Source organism: Ruegeria sp. AB7 (assembly GCF_056542625.1).
This window is the reverse complement of the sequence record NZ_JBQGAC010000008.1, coordinates 48,922-68,054: the sequence shown is the minus strand read 5'-3', so window position 1 is coordinate 68,054 and position 19,133 is coordinate 48,922. Positions and strand designations below refer to the sequence as shown.

The window sequence follows — 19,133 nt, the reverse complement described above, 5'->3', positions numbered from 1 at the left end:
GATGTTAGAGATACTTGGAACCATCGGCGGTAACGTACTGGGTCTGCCCGGCATTCTGGGTCTGGCACTGGGAATGATGACGCGCCAATACTGGTTGGGTGCACTGATGGGTGGATTGGTTGGCCTGATCGCGCCTCTGCTCTTTGCGGGTTGGCAGATTTCCCACGTTGGAACGATAGCGCTGCTGATCGCAATTATCGTTGGCCTCTGCGCCGGAAGTCTGGGCACCGCCATTCGCCGCAAGGGCGCAACCGTCTGAAGTGGTTGGTCGGGCCCGGCGGCAATGCCGGGGTCAACGTCCCCAGTTTTCCGCCGGATCACTTTCGGCATAGTCCCGCAAAAGCGCGATATCCGAGATTTCGGCGTGGTTGCGGTTGATCTTCACACCCACCGCCTTGAGCCGCGAAAACGCCCGGCTCAGGCTTTCCGGCTTCATCCCCAGACGGCCTGCGATGAGCATCTTGTCGTAGGGCAGCAAAACCTCGCATCCGCCTTTGTCGCTGTCGCAGAGATTCAACAAAAACTCGGCCACGCGTTGCGCTCCGGTCTGAGCCTTGAGTTGCTCTAGCTGCGCCACCAACGAGTGAAGATGGGTAAAGGTCGCGGCCAGAATAGAAATACCGATCTCAGGGTCCTCTCTCATCAATGAGATCAGGATCGGACTGGGGATATGCATGACATCACAGGCCGATACGGCCTCGGCGGATACAGGATAGGGAACGTTACGCAGAGCTACGGCCTCACCAAAGCTGTCACCACGTTTGAAGACGCTCACGACGGCTTCGGCCCCGGTGGGGGTCATGCGGAACAGCTTGACCCAACCCTCAAGCACGACGTGGATGGCCTGCGCTTTTTCCTCCTGCAGGAATATTGTCTCACCACGGTCATACTGACGCCAGATCGCGTGGCTCAGCAGTGTTTCCACATGCTGTTCCGGTAAACTGCGCAGCAGCAGCGACTGACGTGCGATCGCTTTTTGTGCTTCGTGAGACAAGAGAATACCCCTGTTATTTCCTGCTGGCGCATGGGCGCGGTCGGTCCATCCCTGTTCCACGCTATGCCAGAGCCGGCAGTTGTGCACCATAGTTTTATGTTGTCTAAACTTGACTATTGTCATGTTGCGGCTTGGTTCGCTGCCCTATTCTCGGCTCAAAGCCAGTATTCCGGGGAGCACGTAACATGGACTACGAGCGTTATTTCAGTCAAAGCCTCAGTGACCTTCGGGATGAAGGGAACTATCGTGTTTTCATAGACTTGCAACGTCGCTGTGGTTCTTTCCCGAACGCACGTCAGACGGATGGATCTGTCCAGCGAAATGTGCGGATCTGGTGTTCGAATGACTATCTTGGCATGGGTCAGCACCCATCAGTTATCGATGCAATGCATGACGCATTGGATCGCTGTGGCGCGGGGGCCGGGGGCACGCGAAACATATCAGGCACCACTCACGACCACGTGCTGCTTGAGGCCGAACTGGCCGATCTGCATGGAAAGGAAGCCGCGCTTCTGTTTACTTCCGGGTATGTTTCGAATTGGGCAGCCCTTGGCACTCTCGCCGCGAAAATCCCCGGCCTGATCGTATTCTCTGATGCACTGAACCATGCCTCGATGATCGAAGGCATCCGCCACTCGCGGGCGCAGAAGGTGATCTGGAAACACAACGATTTGGATGACCTTGAAGCCAAACTGGCCGCAGCTGATCCCGATGCGCCGAAGATGATCGCGTTCGAGTCGGTCTATTCGATGGATGGTGACATCGCCCCCATCAAAGAGATTTGCGATCTCGCCGACAAATACGGCGCGATGACCTATCTGGATGAGGTTCATGCCGTTGGCCTCTATGGGCCACGCGGCGGTGGTATCGCTGAACGAGAAGGCCTTATGGATCGCCTGACGGTGATCGAAGGCACGCTTGGCAAGGCGTTCGGTGTGGTGGGCGGGTATATTGCTGCCTCGGCTGCGCTGTGCGATTTCGTGCGCAGCTTCGCCAGTGGGTTTATTTTTACCACCGCCCTGCCGCCGTCGATTGCCGCCGGGGCCGCGGCCTCGATCCGGCATTTGAAACAATCGAATGCTGAACGCGACCTGCAGAAAGCCCGTGTAGCGCAGGTTCGGGCTCATTTGGATGCGGAAGGTATTCCTCATATTCCTAACCCCAGCCACATCATCCCGGTGATGGTTGGCGATCCGGTGAAGTGCAAGTTTATCTCGGACACGCTGCTGGAAGAGTTCGGCATCTACATTCAGCCGATCAATTATCCCACCGTACCAAAAGGGACCGAGCGTCTGCGGATCACGCCGTCTCCGGTACATACGGATGAGGATATCGAGCATCTGGTTGGCGCGCTGTCCACCCTCTGGCAACGCTGTCAGATTGCGCGCATGCCGATGGCAGCCCAGTAACCAAGAAGCGCCCCCTAGCGTAATACTTCGCCGTCTCCCCGGAGGCGGCGTTTTTTGAGTCAGATCAGGTAGAGGGCGAAGACAATGATGGCAAAGCCCGTCAGCACCATGGTGAAACCTCGCAGCCAGGCCGGGCTGTTTACGAGATCAAGATAACAAGCCAGGATAACGCGACATTTCGCCAGTGCGAGGACCAGAATACACCCCGCCAGAACGGCTGGCGGGATGGGCAGCACAGTCAGCAGTGCTGATGCGACGCTGAGCACCAAAAGGGTCAGCCATGCACGTGTGAGCGAATTATGGAGCGCTCTTCGCCAGTATTTGGGAAAAGATGGTGCTGCAGGCATCGGGATTATCCCAGCAGGTAGATCACGGGGAAAAGCATGATCCAGACCAGATCGACCATGTGCCAGAACTGCGCACCTGCCTCAATGTTGCGTGGATCGTCACGCCAGGCGACCAGCAGCAGGATACCGACCCCTGCCAACACATGTGCGGCGTGAAACCCGGTCAGCAGATAATAGAACAGGAAAAATGGGTGGGTCTCATAGGTGATCCCATGTGCAGCTTTGCCCGCGTATTCCGCACCTTTGATGATCAGGAACACGACACCCAGCACGGCGGCAGTGATCAAGGCCATTCGAGCCACGCCCCGGCGCGCGATTTTTCGCCACTGCAGCGCCTGAGCCGCCAGATAGCCCGAGGTGACCAGCACCACCGTGTTGAGCGCCGCCCCTGTCCGGTAAAGGTGCGATTGAGCCTCGGCAAATCCTGTCGGGTCGGTCAGCCGAACGCCCATGAAGGCAATCAGGCCCGCGCCGAAAACCAGCAATTCCGAGATGATCAGAACCCACATCAGCAGCTCGCCCGGAAGCTCATCGATCAATGAGGCGTCACTCATGCTCCAACCAGTTGGCGGTAGATCTGAGGCAGGGCCATGATCAGCCGGTGCGGGTCGGGGATGACGGCGAAGCCGCCTTGACCGAACATGCGCGGGAACCAGCTTTTGCCGGTTTTGTCGATGGTAACGCCAAAGACCGATTGCCCTGCCCTACGCGCCTCGCGCACGGCCATGCAGGTGTCTTCGATACCGTGGCGACCCTCGTAATGGTCCAGGTCGTTGGGTTTGCCGTCAGTGATGATCAACAGCAACCGGCGTTTGCGCGATTGGCTGGCCAGATCGGCGGAACAATGGCGGATTGCGGCGCCGAGGCGGGTATAGTGGCCGGGGCGCAGCGAGGCGATGCGCTGTTCCACCAAACCACCCATCGGCTCGTCGAAGCGTTTGCAGCGCTGCACGTAAACCCGCTGGCGTTTCAGCGAACTGAAGGCGTGGATGGCGAAATCGTCGCCGCAGGCGTTCAGACCCCAGGCGAGTGCCGCAAGAGCCTCGCGTTCAATGTCGATCACGGCGCGGCCTGTGACGGCGCTTTCGGTCGAGCGGCTGACATCCAGCAGGATAGACACCGCCAGATCGCGCGCCTCGGGGCGCGATTGCATCCAAATGCGTTCGGTGCCTTCGCCATTGGCACAACGGTCTACCTGCGCCCGAACGGCTGCCTCGATATCCAATTGGTCACCATCCAGATGACCGCGCGTCATCACGCGGCCCGGGCGCAGCGCCTCGAACTGGCGTTTCACGGCGCGGATGCGGCGGGCAGTGGCGGGGTCTTTGCCGAACTCGGCGGCATCTTCGCGAATCTCGGCATCCGAGGTCAGAACGTTGACATGATCGGGCAAGTATTGGCCGGTGCGCACGTCCCATTCGGGATACAGAACCCGTCCCGACAGGCGTTCGCGGTTCACGTCCTCCGGAGCGAGGTCCAGATGAAGTTTCAGTTTGGTCGGCGGCGCCTTCGAGATCTGACCCAAGCCAATCTCTTCCTGATCATCGGCGGCTTTCTTGGCGTTATCAGGATCGTCATCGTCGATGCGCCGGTTGATGTTCAGGAACTCGGCCCAACTGAGGATCGCTTCGAACTTGTGCAGGATGAAACTGTCGCTGCGGTTGGCCTGATCCGACTTGCGGCGGCGGGCACGGTGGGTTTTTTCGCCGGATTCCTCAGGCGGTCCTTCGGTTTCGGGGTTCTCCACTTCGTTATGTTCGGAGAACCCGACCGGGCGCAACTCGGGCCACAGCGGGACAGGCCGGAAATGATGATAGGCGCGCGGGGCGGTGAGATCGTCATCCAACGCTAGAAGATGTTCAGCCTTTGGCGACAAAGGCGCGGGGTCGCCAAGCATGTGGCGGACCAGTTCTTCAACCGCTGCCTCGACGGGTGGCAGCCCGGAAATGTCGCGTTGATACAGCACGCCCTTACACAGTTCCGCATATAGCGGGCGCAGGCCGGGGGCGTTGTGCAACGCCGCCTCGACCATCTGTCGGGCGGCGACAAGCGCATGCAGGTCGGCGCGCAACGGGTCGTCTTCGTCGATACGAGTTCCGGCATGTGCAGCGGCGGCGGCCAGCCAGACATAAAGCGCACCGTTGGCTTCACGCGCGGGAAACACCGCCAGCCGATCCGGCAAACGCAGAACTTCGCCATCGAACGACGCACGCGGCATCATCTCGGCCTCGGTTGCCAGACGACAACGCCACCCCAGACGGTGGCGCGAAATCTCGGGCGAGACCGGGCGCAATTCTACGCCCGGACTACCCCCAAGTCCTCGAAAGAGGACTGCCAGCCGCCCTGCGACCTCTGAGAGGTCGACCGCGGCTCCATCATGCACTTCAGGTGCATTAAGGCGACTGGCAAGGGTGTGCCACAGTTTCCCGATCGTTTCTTCGGGTTCCCATGGCTCAAAATCGATCCTGACCATCGGCCGGCCTCACCCAAAGACAGCCGTGACAAGATCGAGGAGCCCGCGTTTGATATCCTCATCATCAGTCAGAGGTTCGATCATTGCGGCGAGGATGGCGCGGTCGGTGGACATGCCCTGTGCGATCAGCGTCGCGGCATAAACGACCAGCCGGGTGGACACGCCTTCCTCAAGGTCCTGACCCTTAAGCCCGCGCAACTTACCTGCAAGGCGTACCAGCGGTTTACAGCGTTCAAGCGTCAGACCGCTTTCTTGCGCGACGACTTCGGCCTCCATCTCGGGCGAAGGAAAGTCGAACTCCAGCGAGATGAACCGCTGCCTGGTCGAGGGTTTCAGGGTTTTCAGGATATTCTGGTATCCGGGGTTGTACGAGGCCACCAGCATGAAGCCGGGCGCGGCCTCAAGCTCTTCGCCGGTGCGGTCGATCGGCAGGATGCGCCGGTCATCGGTCAGCGGGTGCAGCACAACGGTGACGTCCTTGCGGGCTTCGACCACCTCATCAAGGTAGCAGATCGCGCCTTCGCGCACCGCACGAGTCAGAGGGCCATCAACCCAGACGGTTTCGCCGCCCTTCAACAGGTAGCGACCGATCAGGTCGGCGGCGGCGAGGTCATCGTGGCAGGCCACGGTGTAAAGCGGGCGGCCAAGCTTGGCGGCCATATGGGCCACAAAGCGGGTCTTACCGCAACCTGTTGGACCTTTCAGCAAAACCGGCAGGTCGTTGTTGTAGGCGGCGGTGAACACATCGCATTCATCGCTTTGGGCGAGGTAGAAGGGGGCGTTCGCCGCCCCCTCATTCAGTTTCATGGAGCCATCCATATCCATTACTCCGCAGGGGTTTCAGAGGCACCGGGTTCAATCACCTCTTTCCGGGGCACCCAGATCGAGTAGATGAACAGAAGCGCACCAAGGACCACGACCACACCAGAGCCAAGACGCATCCAGTAGAAGATCGCGATCTGGTCCTGCACGTCCATGAAGTAGTCACCGACCACACGTTGCATGTGAGTCTGCACGGTACCACCGAAGGTCAGGACGAAGGTCATGAAGACCATGCCGCTGGTCATAAGCCAGAACGAGCCCATGTTCAGAACCTGATTGTAGGGATCACGGTTCTTCAGGATCGGCATCGCATAGCTGAAGATCGCCAGGTTGAGGCAGACATAAGCACCGTAGAAGGCCAGGTGACCGTGGGCTGCGGTGATCTGCGTGCCATGGGTATAGTAGTTCACCCCGTGCAGCGTGTGCAGGAAGCCCCAGACACCGGCACCGAAGAAGGCAAGCGTTGCACAGCCCAGTGACCACAGCAGAGCAGCCTTGTTAGGGTGGTCACGACGGCCCTTCCAGACCATGACGAAGGCAAAGGCCATCATCGCGAAGAACGGGATCACCTCGAGGCTTGAGAAGATCGAACCGATCCACTGCCAATAGCCGGGTGTACCGATCCAATAGTAGTGGTGGCCTGTCCCAAGGATGCCCGAGAACAGCGCGGCGGCGACGATGACATAGAGCCATTTCTCGACCACCTCACGGTCAACGCCCGTTAGCTTTAGCATCAGGTAGGCCAGGATCGAGGCCATGATCAGCTCCCATACGCCTTCGACCCATAGGTGGACGACATACCACCAGTATTGCTTGTCGAGCGACAGGTTGCCCGGGTTGTAGAAAGCAAACAGGAACAGCAGCGCCAGACCCCAGAGGCCCAGAACAAGGATGCTCGAAATTGCCGTCTTCTTGCCCTTCAGAACGGTCAGTGACACGTTGTAAAGGAACATCAGCGCGGCCACGACGATGCCCGCCTTGACCCATTTGGGTTGTTCAAGGAACTCGCGCCCCTCTTTGCCCAGCAGCCAGTTGCCTTCGAACAGGTTGAAGACATAGGTCACGACCACGCCCAGCGTACCAACCACAAGAATGATCAACTGCAGATAGGCCAGCTTGGTCGAATGAATCTCGCGCTCGGTCTCTTCGGGGATCAGGAAGTAGGCCGCACCGAAGAAGCCCAGCAACAGCCAGACGATCAGAGAGTTGGTGTGCAGCATCCGTACGATATTGAACGGCAGAAGCTCACTCAGGAAGTTCGGGAATACATAGATGAAACCGGCCAGCAGGCCGCCGATTACCTGTACCGCGAACAGGGCCATCGCTACTGCGAAGTAGGCGTAGGCGATTTTTTGGGATTCGTATTTCATTGCTCCGTTCCCTTTCTCAGCCTGCCTCGTTGGGCGGCCAGCCCTGCGCATCGATGTTGTCCGTCCAGATCAAGAAGTTGGTCAGATCGCGGATCTCTTCGTCGCTGAGGTTGAAATTGGGCATCTGCCGACGACCGGGAATGCCGGTCGGCTGCGCCTCCATCCAGCCCTTGAGCGCTTCAAAGGCCGATTCCGGGTCGTCCAGCACACCCCAGCGGGTCATCACATTCCCGACTTCCGGCGCGTAGTAGGCGCCCTCACCCAGGATCGTGTGACAGTTGATGCAGGCATGTTTTTCCCAGACATGTTTGCCCCGAACCACACTGTCATCAAGCTTCGCCGAATTCTCGGAGTTGACGATGTACCAGTGCGAGTGGGCCGACAGGGCCAGGAAGATGAGGATGAAGAACAGTGACCCGCCATAGAATATGTTGCGAGCCATGCTCTTTGTCATGACTTCTCGCATTGCGCTCTCCTTTGCGCAGATTAGCTAGTCTGATGACAATGGCGGGTGGGTCGCAGGGCTGCCTTAACGAAAGTCAAGCATGCCAAAGTAAGCGCGGAATTGGACACCTGTGGTCATAATTGCGTCAGTATCACTAAAATGCCCTCAGATTGCCTTGAAAAATAGTACTTAGAACAGCATGTTTCCGGACGTTCGAAAAGTTGAAGCGAGCGTTCTCGATTTATCGGTGAATAGAGGTGCTTAGATGGCACCTGAAGCGTGGTGGTTAAAGAATGGCGAACTACTCATACATCGGATACGCACCCGGCGTCATTACGGTGAATACAATTGGGCCTGATACGATCACCCTGGACGCAAGCTATGACCCCGCGACGGACCGAAGGGTATTCAATGTTGAGGACGAGGCCGGTGGTTTCATTCGAAATGGGTTTGGCCCGCCAGTTCCCGATACCGGGGATGTTTTCAACGGCGACAGATTCAACAACGAAAATGGCGACGACGACACACAGACCGGAACAGTAACAAACCTTGATGGTTCGACAACGTTTCTGAGCGGCGACATCTATCTGGAAGAATCCTACATTCTGACGAATCCCGGCGGTGGGACAATCACTGTGTACCTTGTCGAGGTTGAAGGAACCAACGCTGGCTACATAACCTCTGAGCCCCTAGATCCCGGGGTGACGTATTCGATGAGCGTCGTCAACGTTACACCGAGCAACGCACCGGACACGACTGACCCCGGTTCCATCGTTGATGTTCCTTGTTTCTCAGCCGGAACGCTTATTGCGACACCTGATGGTGATGTCGCGATAGAAACGCTTTCCGCTGGTGACAAGGTTGTCACCTTGGATCATGGACCACAACCAATTCGCTGGATCGGCGCGCGCGCTCTGGATAGGTCTGAATTTGCGCTCAATCCCAAGCTGCGCCCGATCCGAATCGCAGCGGGCAGTCTGGGAAGCAACCTGCCGCGACGCGATCTGTTGGTCTCACCGCAGCATCGCATGTTGATCCGTTCGAGTATCGCCGATCGCATGTTCGACAGCGAAGAGGTTCTGGTCCCAGCCCATAAGCTGGTCGGCATACCCGGCATAACCGTCGACGAGACAGCTCAGGGCGTTGTGTATTTCCATGTTCTGTTCGACCGGCATGAGATCGTGCTGGCGGAAGGCGCGCCGTCAGAAAGCCTATTCACAGGCAAGCAAGCCTTGAAAGGAATACAGCCCGAGGCGCTGGCCGAAATTGTTGCGCTCTTCCCAGAGTTAGCTTTGCCAGACCATCAACCAATCGCAGCCCGCCAGATTCCAAAACGCGGAAGACAAATCCATACTTTGCTGCAACGGCATATTAAAAATGACAGGGCGTTGCTCCGACTTTCTTAATCTAAGAACCGTTGCTCAGGCCGCTAGACGTGGCCCGGTCAACGCGGGCCACATCGCAACCAGATACAAGACGATGGCGCAGATCCACAGCCCATCTGAGGCCAGCATCGCAACCAGATATCCCTGGTCAAACGCCGACCCGACCCAGCGCAAAACTGCGGCTGCCGCCATCAAACCGTAAGCGATCGCCATGGGTGGCGGGGCCACGAGGGCACGGCCACTATGGCCAAGGGCGGCCCGACTCATCACGGCAAGGGTCATGCCGCCGACGCAGCCAATGCCCAGAACATGCAGCGCCCCGATCTCGCTGCCGAACCCCAGCACAGCCAGCCCCCACAGGATCAGGCCCAGCGCCAGCATGCCCAGCCCCAGATGCAACGCGATCAGGATCGGCTGCCGCAGTGCCCAGCGTGCGCGCCAACGTGCCATGCGCAGGATCTGAGCAACGCCAAGCATTAGCGCGATAGCGCCTGATACAGGTGCGATTCCAAAGACGAGCACGCTCAGCGGCAGTGACAGTGCAAGCCCCATGGCGGCTTTATCAAACGCTCCTACCGAAATAGGCCAGTTGGATTCGGGCTCTCCCGCGCGTTTCATCGCATTTCGGGTGAAAGCTGGCGTAATGCGCCCGCCAAGTATCGCGATTAGGCTACAGAGCGTCAGCAACCCCGCCCGCAATCCGATGTCCAGCGTATCGCTGGTCACACCGATCCACTCTAAATGGGTTAACAAGTTGGCAATCCAGATCGCACTGAGCAGCAAAAGGAATACCATGTTCTGCGGTTTGGGGCGTCGGATCAGCTGAGTAGCAATCTTTGCCGCCAGAATTGGAACAAAGACCAGATCGAACACAGCGACCAGAACAGGCGGCAGCGCACCGGAGAACCACATCGCTACCCGCCCGGCCAACCAGAGACCTGCAGCCAGCATGATGAACCGGGCGCGCGCCTCTGGGGTCCCGGTCCAGTTGGGAACAGCCGTCAGAAAAAACCCGCCCAGAGCTGCTGTGGCATAGCCAAAGATCATCTCATGCGCGTGCCACATTGGAGGACTCATGGAATAGGTTGGGTCTTCGTATCCGACCAACCCGGTCTGCGTCATCAACCAAAAACCCCACGCGCCTCCCGCGAACAGACCAAAAAGTCCGGCGGACAGGAAAAAGATGCGAAACCCCTCGCCCAATACGCGCGCGATCACTGCCGACATGCCTGTTCTCCTCGGCCTCAATGGCTGTTGGAACAGGTTTAGCAAGGCCGACCAGCGATGGACTTAACCGAAATCAAGCATCCGAAAAACATGTCCCTGAAACTCAGGTTTTCCCTTTGTTTTATGGCTCATTGTAGCCCGTCAATTTCCAATTTGCGCGCGCTCCGTTGACTTTCGTCAAGGATGACAAACGCGTGATGTTTCACCCTAGGACCTGCCTCACCAGCAAATGGAGAGTGATCATGTCACTTGGAATCAGCTACAACAGAACTGGCCGCGCCTTAGGGGTCGGTTTGGCAATGTTGCTGGGCAGCGTCGCTGCGCCAGTCTTTGCCGAAGAGCCAACCCTGAGCAAGGAAGCCTTTGAATCATCAAAACAACTTTACTTTGAACGCTGCGCCGGTTGTCACGGTGTGTTGCGCAAAGGGGCAACCGGCAAAAGCCTTGAGCCGCTGGTTGAAACGAAGAATGACGATGGTACCGTAACCGAGTCGGGCACCCTGAAACTGGGGCAGGAGCGGCTGGAAAAAATCATCGCATGGGGCACCGAAGGCGGGATGAACAACTTCTCGGACGTGATGTCCGAAGAAGAAATCCGCGATATGGCGACCTACATCCAGATGGAGCCACCCCAACCGCCAGAAATGTCGCTTGAGCAGATGATGGCGACGCGCAAAGTCTATGTCGAACCTGAAGATTACCCGACCGAGCCGCTGCATGGCCGCAACTGGGAAAACTTCTTCGTGGTCATCGAACGTGACGTGGGCAAGGTGGCCGTGATTGACGGTGACACCAAGGAAGTGCTGGCGCATATCCCGACCGGTTATGCGGTGCACGTTCTGAAAGCCTCGGAACACCACAAATTGGAAGAACCGGAAAACCCGGGCCGCTTCTGGTACACCATGGGCCGCGACGGGAAGATGACCAAGATCGACCTGTGGCAGAACCCCGAGAACATGCTGGTTGCCGAGGTTACCATTGGTTATGACGCTCGCGACGTGGCGGTATCGGGTGACGGTAAATACGTCATCGGTGGCGCCTATTGGCCCCCTCATTTCGCCATCGTCGACGCCGAAACCATGGAGCCGAAAAAGGTTGTCTCGACCCGTGGCTACAACGTGGACGGGGATTATGTGGAAGAGGCCCGCGTGGCCGCCATCTACACCACCCCGAACGAGCCCACGTGGATCGTGGCCGTCAAGGAACTCGGTCAGCTGTGGCAGGTGGACTACTCCGATCTGGACAACCTGCGTATCGACAAGATCGACAGCGCAAAGTTCCTGCATGACGGGTTCTTTGATCCGACCGGCCGTTATTTCCAGATCGCCGCAAACGCGTCGAACAAGATGGTCGTGGTCGATACCGAGACTCACAAGCTGGAAGCTATGATCGATACCGCGCCGCTGCCGCACCCCGGCCCGGGCGCCAACTGGGATGACCCGAATTGCGGTCCTGTTGCCGGTACGACCCACTTGGGCGAAGGCACGGTTACCGTTTGGGGCAACGACCCCGAAGGCCGCCCGGACGATGCCTGGAAGGTCTGCTATGAGGTGGAAACCGACGGACCCGGTCTGTTCATCCGGACCCATCCGAACTCGGACTACATCTGGGCCGACCAAACCAAGCACCCCGAGCCTGAGATCCAGCAATCGGTGCAGGTCATCGACAAGGCAACCGGTGAGATCGTGAAAACGATCCAGATCACAGAAGAGGAAGGCAACGTCGCCGTTCACTTCGAGTTCAACCAAGACGGATCCGAGGTTTGGGTGTCCAAGTGGAACCGCTCGACCTCGAAAGAGCCAAATGGAGAGATCGTGATCTTCGACGCCAAGACGCTGGAAGAGATCGGCCGCGTGAAGGGACTGTTTGCACCCACCGGCAAGTTCAACGTCTACAACCGTTCGAACCACGTCACCTGACGGGTTTTGTACTCAGCACCGGAAAGGGCGGGCCCCTCGCCCGCCCTTTCCTCGTTTGACTCATCAGCCAAATCCACAGGCCTGACATCCAGGGCCAGAAAAAGAAGCCAAAACGGAGACCGGATATGACCTCCGAACCGGAAAAGAAAAAACCAATCTGGCGCCGGTATTTCCTGTGGGGAATGCCCGTGGCCGGGATCGCTGCGGCCTTTGCCGCCGGCATCATCTTCTGGGGCGGGTTCAACACCGCTATGGAAGCTACCAACACCAAGGAATTCTGCGTCTCGTGCCACGAGATGCGAGATTTCGTTTACGAAGAATACACCGGCACAATCCACGACGTGAACCGTTCGGGCGTAGGCGCGGTCTGTTCCGACTGTCACGTGCCCAAGGATTGGACTCACAAGATCATCCGCAAGATCAAGGCGTCCAAAGAACTGTATGGCAAGGTGGTCGGCACCATCAACACCCGCGAAAAGTTTGAAGCCAAGCGCGTACATCTGGCTATGAACGAATGGGAGCGGATGAAATCCACGGACTCGCGCGAGTGCCGCAACTGCCATGACTTCGAGTCGATGATGCCCGAGTTCCAGAAACCCCGCGCCCGTCAGCAGCACCTGAACGCGATGACCGTTGGTCAGACCTGTATTGACTGCCACAAGGGGATTGCGCACTCGGACGCCCGCGACCGGGCCGACGAAGAGTATCTGGAAAAGCTTGAAGCGCCGAACCCAGATTTCATTCGCGAAATCCCTGCCGAATATCTGGCCAGCCTTGAACGGATCGAAGCCAAAGAAGCCGCCGATGCCGAAGCTGAAAAAGCCGCGCGTGTTGCCCAGCAAGAGGCCGTTCAGGCCCAGATTGCAGCAGCGGTTGACGCAGCTGTCGCCGAAGAGCGCGCCAAAGCCTCTGGTGAAGAAGCTGCAGCCCCCGCAGGTGGTGGCAGCGATGTTGGCACGAACATCGATTGGGCCGCAGTGCCAAGCGTCGATATGAAACTGTTCTATCCCGGTCAGGCCTCGTTCGAGTGGGTGCAGAACGGCAGATCCCACGGCGGAGCCCGTCCGTTGACCAAGGGCGGAGACAAATGCACGACTTGCCACGCCGCCGAACTAGATGCGATCGGCAACAAGATCGTGGCTGGTGGCGATCTGGAACCAACACCGATCCCGGGCAAACGCGGCGTGATCGACGCAACAGTGCAGGCCGCTCATGATGATGAGACCCTGTATATCCGCCTGCAATGGCCGGATGCAGGTCACAACCCGGCGCCGTTTGTCGATGGTGGCAAGATGGACCCCGACAACCAGATCAAGGTGGCCATGATGATCACCGGCACTGGGATCGAGCTGGGCGATCAGGTGGGTTGCTGGGCTTCGTGCCATGCGGACAACTCCTATATGCCCTTTGATCCGGGCGCGGATGCGATAGCCGCAAACGGGGAGGTCTCGGGCCGTCTGTCCGCGCAGGACACGGTGACCAAATACATCAGCGAAAGCCGCACCGAGGTCGAGATCAAAGGCCGCCGCGGCAAGGCGCTGGGTGGCTGGGACAAGCTGCAGGCCGCCGATCAGATCGAGCAGTATCTGGCCGATGGCACCTATCTGGACCTGATGCGCGTCTACGCGGACGGCAGCGCCACCAACGGCTATCTGCTGGAACAGCGCGTGGTCAATGACGGTGAGATCGCCGCCTCGGCCAGCCTTGATGCAGGAATGTGGACCGTGGTCTTCACGCGCCCATTGAACTCGGGCGCAGCTGGTGACGTGCCGCTGGAGGCCGGTCAGACCTATACGGTGGGCTTTGCCATCCACGATGACTTTGCCGCCGCACGGTTCCACCACGTGACGCTGGATACCAGCCTGGCATTGGACGACGACAACGCCTTTATCAACGTCGTCAAACAATAAGGAAGAGGGGCCGGGCGATCCGGCCCCTTCCGCTTAAAAGAGGAGACTTGGACAATGAAACCCAAACACCTTCTCCCTGCGCTGCTGCTTCTGGCCGCGCCCGCATGGGCAGAGGACACCGCCGCGCTGTGTGCCGAAGCCGAAGAGCGCTATGTCGAGCTGTTCGGTCAGCCCTCCTCCGCCGTTGAGGATGCCGATGTGGTGCTGATGTACAAATACACGTTCTGCCCAGCCGAGCTAACCGTGAAACCGGGCACAACCGTGCGCTGGGTGAATGTCGATAAGCGCACCAGTCACTCGGTCCTACTGAAAGACGGCAGCGAGCCCGAAAGCGATCGTTTGTTTCCTGAGGAGACGGTTGACCTGACCTTCCTCACCCCGGGTCCGCAGGACTATCTGTGTGGCCCACATTGGGAGACACAGAACATGATCGGCATGATCACCGTCGAACCCTGAGCCGAGGCAATCATACAGGCAAGCCGAAAGGAGCGCGGGGCAATTCCCGCGCTCCTTAACTTTAGTCAAGGAGGTTCCTTTCCGATTACGCCAGTCTGGCCGCATGACACGCCCGGCCCACCCAGCAACGTCCCCTGATCGCGCAGGAATTCCGGGCTCCGAAGACATTCAGACCAAGCGAGTTTGCACATGAGCGGTAAGGTTTTTCTGATTGGCGCAGGCCCCGGTGACCCCGAACTGATGACCCTGCGCGCGCTGCGGATGCTGCAAGAGGCGGACGTGGTGGTCTATGACCGTCTGGTCTCGGCCGATATCCTCAATCTGCACGCTGATGGCGCACGGCTGATCCCGGTTGGGAAGGCCCCCAAGTGTCATACCGTGCCGCAGGATCGCATCAACGAAATCCTCGTCGAGGAAGCCAGCGCCGGTCACACCGTTGCTCGCCTCAAGGGGGGTGACCCGATGATCTTCGGACGCGGCTCGGAAGAGGCCGCGCACCTGATGGCAAACGGCATCCCAGTCGAATACGCGCCGGGCATTACCGCAGCGCAGGGGGCATCCTGTTCGACAGGCGTGCCGCTGACCCATCGCGGGTTGGCGACATCGGTGCAATATGTCACCGGGCACCGACAGGCCGACAAGGTGCTGGATCTGGATTGGAAACGTCTGGCCGACCCGGACTCGACCTTAGTCGTCTATATGGGCGTCGCCAATATCGGCCAGATCGCCATGGGACTGATGACCGAGAACCTGCCCGGCTCAACTCCGGTTTTGGCGGTAGGCAAAGCGACCACACCTGATGAGCGCCGGATGGTATCCCGGCTGGATCGGCTGGCCGCTGATGTGCGCAAGGCCGGGCTAAAGGCGCCCACGCTGTTCATCATCGGCAAGGTAGTTTCACTTTATGCAGAACGGCCTGTGGCCGACCTTTTGGAGCAGGCGCATGGCTAAGTTCGGTTCCGGAAGGCCGGCACAGCAACCGGCTGTGAGAGGACGCAAAGGATGGGCAGCACGTGCTGTTCTCACTTCCGCAGTGCTTGTTGCCACCACGGCCTTCGCCGCCGACACTCTTGACCCCAACGCACTGAAGCGTCTTGTCCATCAGGACTGCGGCTCTTGCCACGGGCTGTCGCTGAAAGGTGGTCTCGGCCCTGATCTGAGATCCGAGACTCTGGAGCACTACGACGCGGACGTTCTGACCGGCGTGATCCTCGACGGCATTCCCGACACCGCGATGCCCCCATGGCGGCCTCTGATCAGCGAAGAAGAGGCCGAATGGATCGCCCGTTACCTGCTGGCACAGGAGGCACAATGAAACAGCTCATCCTTACCCTCGCCGCCACCCTAATGATGACCACCGCCCAGGCTGAACCCACGGCGACCGGCGACCTAGGACTTGTGATCGAACGCGCCAAGGGCTCGGTTCTTCTGGTGGACCAATCCGACCGCGCAGCGCTGGCGCGGATCGAAGGTCTGGGCGATCTGTCCCATGCCTCGCTGGTCTATTCACCCGATGAACGCTTTGCCTATGTATTTGGACGAGACGGCGGCCTGACTAAGGTGGATATCGTCACCCGCCAGATCGTGAACCGGGTCGTGCAGGCGGGCAACGCCATTGGCGGTGCCATTTCGGATGACGGCGAGCTGGTCGCTGTATCGAATTATGAACCTGGCGGTGTGCGCGTCTTCGATGCGGACACGCTAGATATGGTCGCGGACATTCCTACCGACAGCAAAACCATCGGATTGGTCGATGCACCCGGCCGCCGGTTCGTCTTCACCATGTGGGACACGGGCGAGACCTGGATTGCTGATTTCTCCAACGGCGCACCCGCGATCACTAAGATCCCCGAAATGGGCAAGAATCCTTACGACGCGCTGATCACCGCAAATGGCCGCACCTATATCACCGGCTTGTTTGGCGAGGATGGCCTGACCGCGCTGGACCTTTGGGCCGAGACGCCCGAACCCATCCGCGTGCTGCCCAACTATGGGCGCGGGCAAGAGGAGATGCCCGTCTACAAGATGCCCCACCTCGAAGGCTGGGCGCTGACCGGGCGCGAATTTGTGCTGCCCGCCGTCGGCCATCACGAGGTTCTGTGGATCGACGCCGACACTTTGACCGAAACCGGACGTACGCAGACCCATGGTCAGCCGGTCTTTGCCATGGCCCGTCCTGACGGGCGGCAGGTTTGGGTGAACTTTGCCCACCCTCTGAACGACACCATTCAGGTTATTGATTCTGTGACCAAGGAGATCATTCACGAATTCAAACCCGGCCCTGCCGTACTGCATATGGAGTTCACTCCGCGAGGGCATGAGGTCTGGATCAGCGTGCGCGACGCCAACAAGGTTATGGTCTACGACACGCAAACGTTTGAAAAACTGCGCGAGATTGAGGCCGACAGCCCATCCGGCATTTTCTTCACCGCCCGTGCGCACAGAATGGGGCTTTGACATGCAACACATCACCGATCCCATCGACCGTCGTTTGCTGGACGAGTTTCAGCGCGACTTTCCGATAACAGAGCGTCCGTTTCAGGTATTGGCGTCTATACTGGGGCTGGACGAAGCCGAGGTGATTGATCGCCTAACTCGCATGCAGGCCACCGGGCGGATTACACGCGTAGGTGCCACCATCGCTCCGGGCGCGGTTTCGGCCAGCACCTTGGCCGCTGTTGCGGCCCCCGAACATCGGTTGGAAGAGATTGCAGCCCTGATCGACGCCGAACCGGGCGTGAACCACAACTACCAGCGGGAGGATGACTGGAACCTCTGGTTCGTCGCAACCGGCCCGGATCGCACCCATGTCGATGACACCCTTGCACGGATATCGCAGCGTTCCGGACTGCGGGTTCTGGACCTGCGCCTCATACGTCCATTCAACGTCGATTTGGGCTTCCGTATGTCGGGAAAAACACGCAATGTTCCTGGCCTTCGTAAGGTGGATCGCTCAGCCATGCAGCCCGGAGATCGCGAGTTGCTGCAGGCGCTCAGCTCGGGCCTGACCCTGACAGAGATTCCTTATGCCGCATTGGCACAAACGCTGGGTAGAGATGATTTCGACGTAATGGGACGTATCGAAGCGCTGCAAACAGCAGGCATAATCTCTCGTCTCGGGGTTATCGTGCGCCACCGGGCGCTCGGCTGGTCAGCCAATGCGATGGTTGTTTGGGACATGCCGCCCGAACAGGTGGACACGGCTGGACCGGCGCTGGCGGCCTATCCCGGCGTGACGCTTTGCTATGAGCGCAACCCGGTCAAGGATGTCTGGCCCTATCGCCTCTATTCCATGATCCATGCACGCTCGCGCCCCGAAGCGATGGAGGTTCTGGCCGCAGCCGCCGCTCTGCCCGAACTGGCAGGCGCACGGAACAAAGTGCTGTTTTCGACCCGTTGTTTCAAACAGACCGGCGCGTTGATCCAACCGAAAGAGGCAGCAGCATGACTATGGACGCGACCGACCGCGTAATCCTGAACCGGATGCAGGATGACCTGCCGCTGACCGCGCATCCCTTTGCCAGTGTAGCCCAGGAACTTGGGATTCCCGAAGACGAGCTCCTAACCCGTCTCGCACGAATGAAAGAGCAGCGGATCATCACACGTTTCGGCCCGTTTTTCGACGCCGCTGCAATGGGTGGAGCGTTCTGCCTGTGCGCCATGGCCGTGCCAGAGGATGAATTCGAAACCGTCCTGACCAAAGTCAATGCGCACGCCGAGGTTGCCCATAATTATGAGCGTACGCACCGGCTGAACATGTGGTTCGTGCTGGCCACCGAAACGCCTGAGGGGATCGAGGCCGCCGCTGATGCGATCGAACGGGAAACGGGGATCGAAGTACTCCGTTTCCCCAAACTACAGGAATTTTTCATCGGCTTCCGGGTGGCAGCATGATCGACGTTCAGGACAGAGAAATTATCGAAGCGCTGCAAAGCGGCCTGCCGCTTGTGCCAGCGCCTTATGCAGCCGTTGCCGAAACACTTGGGTTGGACGAGGATGCCCTTTTGTATCGTCTGGCGGAGCTGAAATCGCATGGTGTTATCCGCCGCATCGCCGCCGCTCCGAACCACTACAAGCTGGGGATGACGGCAAACGGGATGACTGTTTGGGATGTAGACGGCAGCCAGGTCGCGGAATTGGGCGCACGGATCGGGGCGCTGCCCTTTGTCACCCACTGCTACGAACGTCCCCGCGCCCTGCCCGATTGGCCCTATAACCTGTTCGCCATGGTCCACGGTTCTGACCGGGACGAAGTCGAGAAAAAACGCGCCGAGATCTTCGCAATTCTGGGCGATGCCTGCCGGGCCAAGGACATCCTCTATTCCACGCGCATCCTGAAGAAGACAGGGCTGCGGTTGAAAAAGAAAGGCTGAGAC

Annotated in this window: 20 protein-coding genes; 12 read left to right on the top strand and 8 right to left on the bottom strand. The window is 58.9% G+C overall.

The features are described 5' to 3' along the window. Window position 1: 1 nt before the first annotated feature. Window positions 2-259, top strand: coding sequence for a hypothetical protein (locus ACR0EN_RS18160; protein ID WP_170408114.1), 258 nt, complete (start codon window positions 2-4; stop codon window positions 257-259). A gap of 33 nt (window positions 260-292) precedes the next feature. Here the strand turns inward: ACR0EN_RS18160 and ACR0EN_RS18155 are convergent, their stop codons facing one another. Beyond that, window positions 293-994 carry a Crp/Fnr family transcriptional regulator gene (locus tag ACR0EN_RS18155; RefSeq protein WP_170398170.1) on the bottom strand — a complete coding sequence of 234 codons (702 nt, stop codon included), beginning with the start codon at window positions 992-994 and terminating at the stop codon, window positions 293-295. A gap of 185 nt (window positions 995-1,179) precedes the next feature. On the opposite strand from ACR0EN_RS18155, the gene hemA reads away from it, so the two are divergent. Then, window positions 1,180-2,403 (top strand): 5-aminolevulinate synthase, encoded by a 1,224-nt coding sequence (hemA, locus tag ACR0EN_RS18150; RefSeq protein ID WP_480588186.1) that lies wholly within the window; start codon window positions 1,180-1,182, stop codon window positions 2,401-2,403. Window positions 2,404-2,462: 59 nt separating this feature from the next. Here the strand turns inward: hemA and ACR0EN_RS18145 are convergent, their stop codons facing one another. Genes ACR0EN_RS18145 through ACR0EN_RS18120 form a run of 6 tightly spaced genes read right to left on the bottom strand, consistent with a single transcriptional unit; the run spans window position 2,463 to window position 7,881 of the window. Further along, complete coding sequence (locus ACR0EN_RS18145; protein ID WP_480439537.1) at window positions 2,463-2,750, bottom strand: cytochrome C oxidase subunit IV family protein; 288 nt, start codon at window positions 2,748-2,750, stop codon at window positions 2,463-2,465. Between the two features lie 5 nt (window positions 2,751-2,755). Further along, a complete protein-coding gene (locus tag ACR0EN_RS18140; protein WP_480588184.1) occupies window positions 2,756-3,304 on the bottom strand; it encodes a cytochrome c oxidase subunit 3 in 549 nt (182 codons plus the stop codon). Further along, on the bottom strand, window positions 3,301-5,223 hold the full coding sequence (locus ACR0EN_RS18135) for a nitric oxide reductase activation protein NorD (protein ID WP_480588182.1): 1,923 nt from the start codon (window positions 5,221-5,223) through the stop codon (window positions 3,301-3,303). Before ACR0EN_RS18135 ends, ACR0EN_RS18140 begins: the two co-directional genes overlap by 4 nt. 9 nt (window positions 5,224-5,232) lie before the next feature. Beyond that, window positions 5,233-6,042, bottom strand: coding sequence for an AAA family ATPase (locus ACR0EN_RS18130; RefSeq protein WP_480588180.1), 810 nt, complete (start codon window positions 6,040-6,042; stop codon window positions 5,233-5,235). Window positions 6,043-6,047: 5 nt separating this feature from the next. Continuing rightward, a complete protein-coding gene (locus tag ACR0EN_RS18125; RefSeq protein WP_170398155.1) occupies window positions 6,048-7,415 on the bottom strand; it encodes a cbb3-type cytochrome c oxidase subunit I in 1,368 nt (455 codons plus the stop codon). Window positions 7,416-7,431: 16 nt separating this feature from the next. Continuing rightward, the gene (locus ACR0EN_RS18120) at window positions 7,432-7,881 is read right to left on the bottom strand and encodes a c-type cytochrome (RefSeq protein WP_170398152.1); all 450 of its coding nucleotides are present in this window, start codon (window positions 7,879-7,881) and stop codon (window positions 7,432-7,434) included. 272 nt (window positions 7,882-8,153) lie between these two features. Here ACR0EN_RS18120 and ACR0EN_RS18115 point away from each other — a divergent pair, with 272 nt between their 5' ends. Continuing rightward, window positions 8,154-9,266: a Hint domain-containing protein gene (locus tag ACR0EN_RS18115; protein ID WP_480588178.1), complete on the top strand. Its 1,113-nt coding sequence runs from the start codon at window positions 8,154-8,156 to the stop codon at window positions 9,264-9,266. Window positions 9,267-9,281: 15 nt separating this feature from the next. Here the strand turns inward: ACR0EN_RS18115 and ACR0EN_RS18110 are convergent, their stop codons facing one another. Then, entirely contained in the window at window positions 9,282-10,472 is a 1,191-nt protein-coding gene (locus tag ACR0EN_RS18110; RefSeq protein ID WP_170425541.1) for an NnrS family protein, read from the bottom strand. 242 nt (window positions 10,473-10,714) lie between these two features. Between ACR0EN_RS18110 and ACR0EN_RS18105 the strand changes: the two genes are divergently transcribed. The 9 genes from ACR0EN_RS18105 (at window position 10,715) to ahbB (ACR0EN_RS18065) (ending at window position 19,130) form a co-directional block, all read left to right on the top strand. Then, window positions 10,715-12,391: a cytochrome D1 domain-containing protein gene (locus tag ACR0EN_RS18105; RefSeq protein WP_170398146.1), complete on the top strand. Its 1,677-nt coding sequence runs from the start codon at window positions 10,715-10,717 to the stop codon at window positions 12,389-12,391. 125 nt (window positions 12,392-12,516) lie between these two features. Continuing rightward, window positions 12,517-14,301, top strand: coding sequence for a NapC/NirT family cytochrome c (locus ACR0EN_RS18100; RefSeq protein WP_480588176.1), 1,785 nt, complete (start codon window positions 12,517-12,519; stop codon window positions 14,299-14,301). 54 nt (window positions 14,302-14,355) lie between these two features. Continuing rightward, a complete protein-coding gene (locus tag ACR0EN_RS18095) occupies window positions 14,356-14,757 on the top strand; it encodes a plastocyanin/azurin family copper-binding protein (protein ID WP_170425535.1) in 402 nt (133 codons plus the stop codon). 189 nt (window positions 14,758-14,946) lie between these two features. Continuing rightward, window positions 14,947-15,708, top strand: a complete 762-nt coding sequence (gene cobA, locus ACR0EN_RS18090) for a uroporphyrinogen-III C-methyltransferase (RefSeq protein WP_170408092.1) — start codon at window positions 14,947-14,949, stop codon at window positions 15,706-15,708. Beyond that, window positions 15,701-16,072 carry a c-type cytochrome gene (locus ACR0EN_RS18085; RefSeq protein WP_480588172.1) on the top strand — a complete coding sequence of 124 codons (372 nt, stop codon included), beginning with the start codon at window positions 15,701-15,703 and terminating at the stop codon, window positions 16,070-16,072. The genes cobA and ACR0EN_RS18085 overlap by 8 nt, the downstream gene beginning before the upstream one ends. Then, on the top strand, window positions 16,069-17,214 hold the full coding sequence (locus ACR0EN_RS18080; RefSeq protein WP_480588170.1) for a cytochrome D1 domain-containing protein: 1,146 nt from the start codon (window positions 16,069-16,071) through the stop codon (window positions 17,212-17,214). The genes ACR0EN_RS18085 and ACR0EN_RS18080 overlap by 4 nt, the downstream gene beginning before the upstream one ends. A 1-nt stretch (window position 17,215) precedes the next feature. Then, a complete protein-coding gene (ahbB, locus tag ACR0EN_RS18075; protein ID WP_170819088.1) occupies window positions 17,216-18,205 on the top strand; it encodes a siroheme decarboxylase subunit beta in 990 nt (329 codons plus the stop codon). Beyond that, entirely contained in the window at window positions 18,202-18,651 is a 450-nt protein-coding gene (locus tag ACR0EN_RS18070) for an Lrp/AsnC family transcriptional regulator (protein WP_170513576.1), read from the top strand. The genes ahbB (ACR0EN_RS18075) and ACR0EN_RS18070 overlap by 4 nt, the downstream gene beginning before the upstream one ends. Further along, window positions 18,648-19,130 (top strand): siroheme decarboxylase subunit beta, encoded by a 483-nt coding sequence (ahbB, locus tag ACR0EN_RS18065; RefSeq protein ID WP_170514398.1) that lies wholly within the window; start codon window positions 18,648-18,650, stop codon window positions 19,128-19,130. Before ACR0EN_RS18070 ends, ahbB (ACR0EN_RS18065) begins: the two co-directional genes overlap by 4 nt. The last annotated feature ends 3 nt before the right edge of the window (window positions 19,131-19,133 follow it).

Bases quoted from the DNA above. Each gene is read 5' to 3' on its own strand.
- ACR0EN_RS18160 (WP_170408114.1), top strand. From the start codon at position 2: ATGTTAGAGATACTTGGAACCATCGGCGGTAACGTACTGGGTCTGCCC.
- hemA (WP_480588186.1), top strand. From the start codon at position 1,180: ATGGACTACGAGCGTTATTTCAGTCAAAGCCTCAGTGACCTTCGGGAT.
- ACR0EN_RS18145 (WP_480439537.1), bottom strand. From the start codon at position 2,750: ATGCCTGCAGCACCATCTTTTCCCAAATACTGGCGAAGAGCGCTCCAT.
- ACR0EN_RS18140 (WP_480588184.1), bottom strand. From the start codon at position 3,304: ATGAGTGACGCCTCATTGATCGATGAGCTTCCGGGCGAGCTGCTGATG.
- ACR0EN_RS18135 (WP_480588182.1), bottom strand. From the start codon at position 5,223: ATGGTCAGGATCGATTTTGAGCCATGGGAACCCGAAGAAACGATCGGG.
- ACR0EN_RS18130 (WP_480588180.1), bottom strand. From the start codon at position 6,042: ATGGATGGCTCCATGAAACTGAATGAGGGGGCGGCGAACGCCCCCTTC.
- ACR0EN_RS18125 (WP_170398155.1), bottom strand. From the start codon at position 7,415: ATGAAATACGAATCCCAAAAAATCGCCTACGCCTACTTCGCAGTAGCG.
- ACR0EN_RS18120 (WP_170398152.1), bottom strand. From the start codon at position 7,881: ATGCGAGAAGTCATGACAAAGAGCATGGCTCGCAACATATTCTATGGC.
- ACR0EN_RS18115 (WP_480588178.1), top strand. From the start codon at position 8,154: ATGGCGAACTACTCATACATCGGATACGCACCCGGCGTCATTACGGTG.
- ACR0EN_RS18110 (WP_170425541.1), bottom strand. From the start codon at position 10,472: ATGTCGGCAGTGATCGCGCGCGTATTGGGCGAGGGGTTTCGCATCTTT.
- ACR0EN_RS18105 (WP_170398146.1), top strand. From the start codon at position 10,715: ATGTCACTTGGAATCAGCTACAACAGAACTGGCCGCGCCTTAGGGGTC.
- ACR0EN_RS18100 (WP_480588176.1), top strand. From the start codon at position 12,517: ATGACCTCCGAACCGGAAAAGAAAAAACCAATCTGGCGCCGGTATTTC.
- ACR0EN_RS18095 (WP_170425535.1), top strand. From the start codon at position 14,356: ATGAAACCCAAACACCTTCTCCCTGCGCTGCTGCTTCTGGCCGCGCCC.
- cobA (WP_170408092.1), top strand. From the start codon at position 14,947: ATGAGCGGTAAGGTTTTTCTGATTGGCGCAGGCCCCGGTGACCCCGAA.
- ACR0EN_RS18085 (WP_480588172.1), top strand. From the start codon at position 15,701: ATGGCTAAGTTCGGTTCCGGAAGGCCGGCACAGCAACCGGCTGTGAGA.
- ACR0EN_RS18080 (WP_480588170.1), top strand. From the start codon at position 16,069: ATGAAACAGCTCATCCTTACCCTCGCCGCCACCCTAATGATGACCACC.
- ahbB (WP_170819088.1), top strand. From the start codon at position 17,216: ATGCAACACATCACCGATCCCATCGACCGTCGTTTGCTGGACGAGTTT.
- ACR0EN_RS18070 (WP_170513576.1), top strand. From the start codon at position 18,202: ATGACTATGGACGCGACCGACCGCGTAATCCTGAACCGGATGCAGGAT.
- ahbB (WP_170514398.1), top strand. From the start codon at position 18,648: ATGATCGACGTTCAGGACAGAGAAATTATCGAAGCGCTGCAAAGCGGC.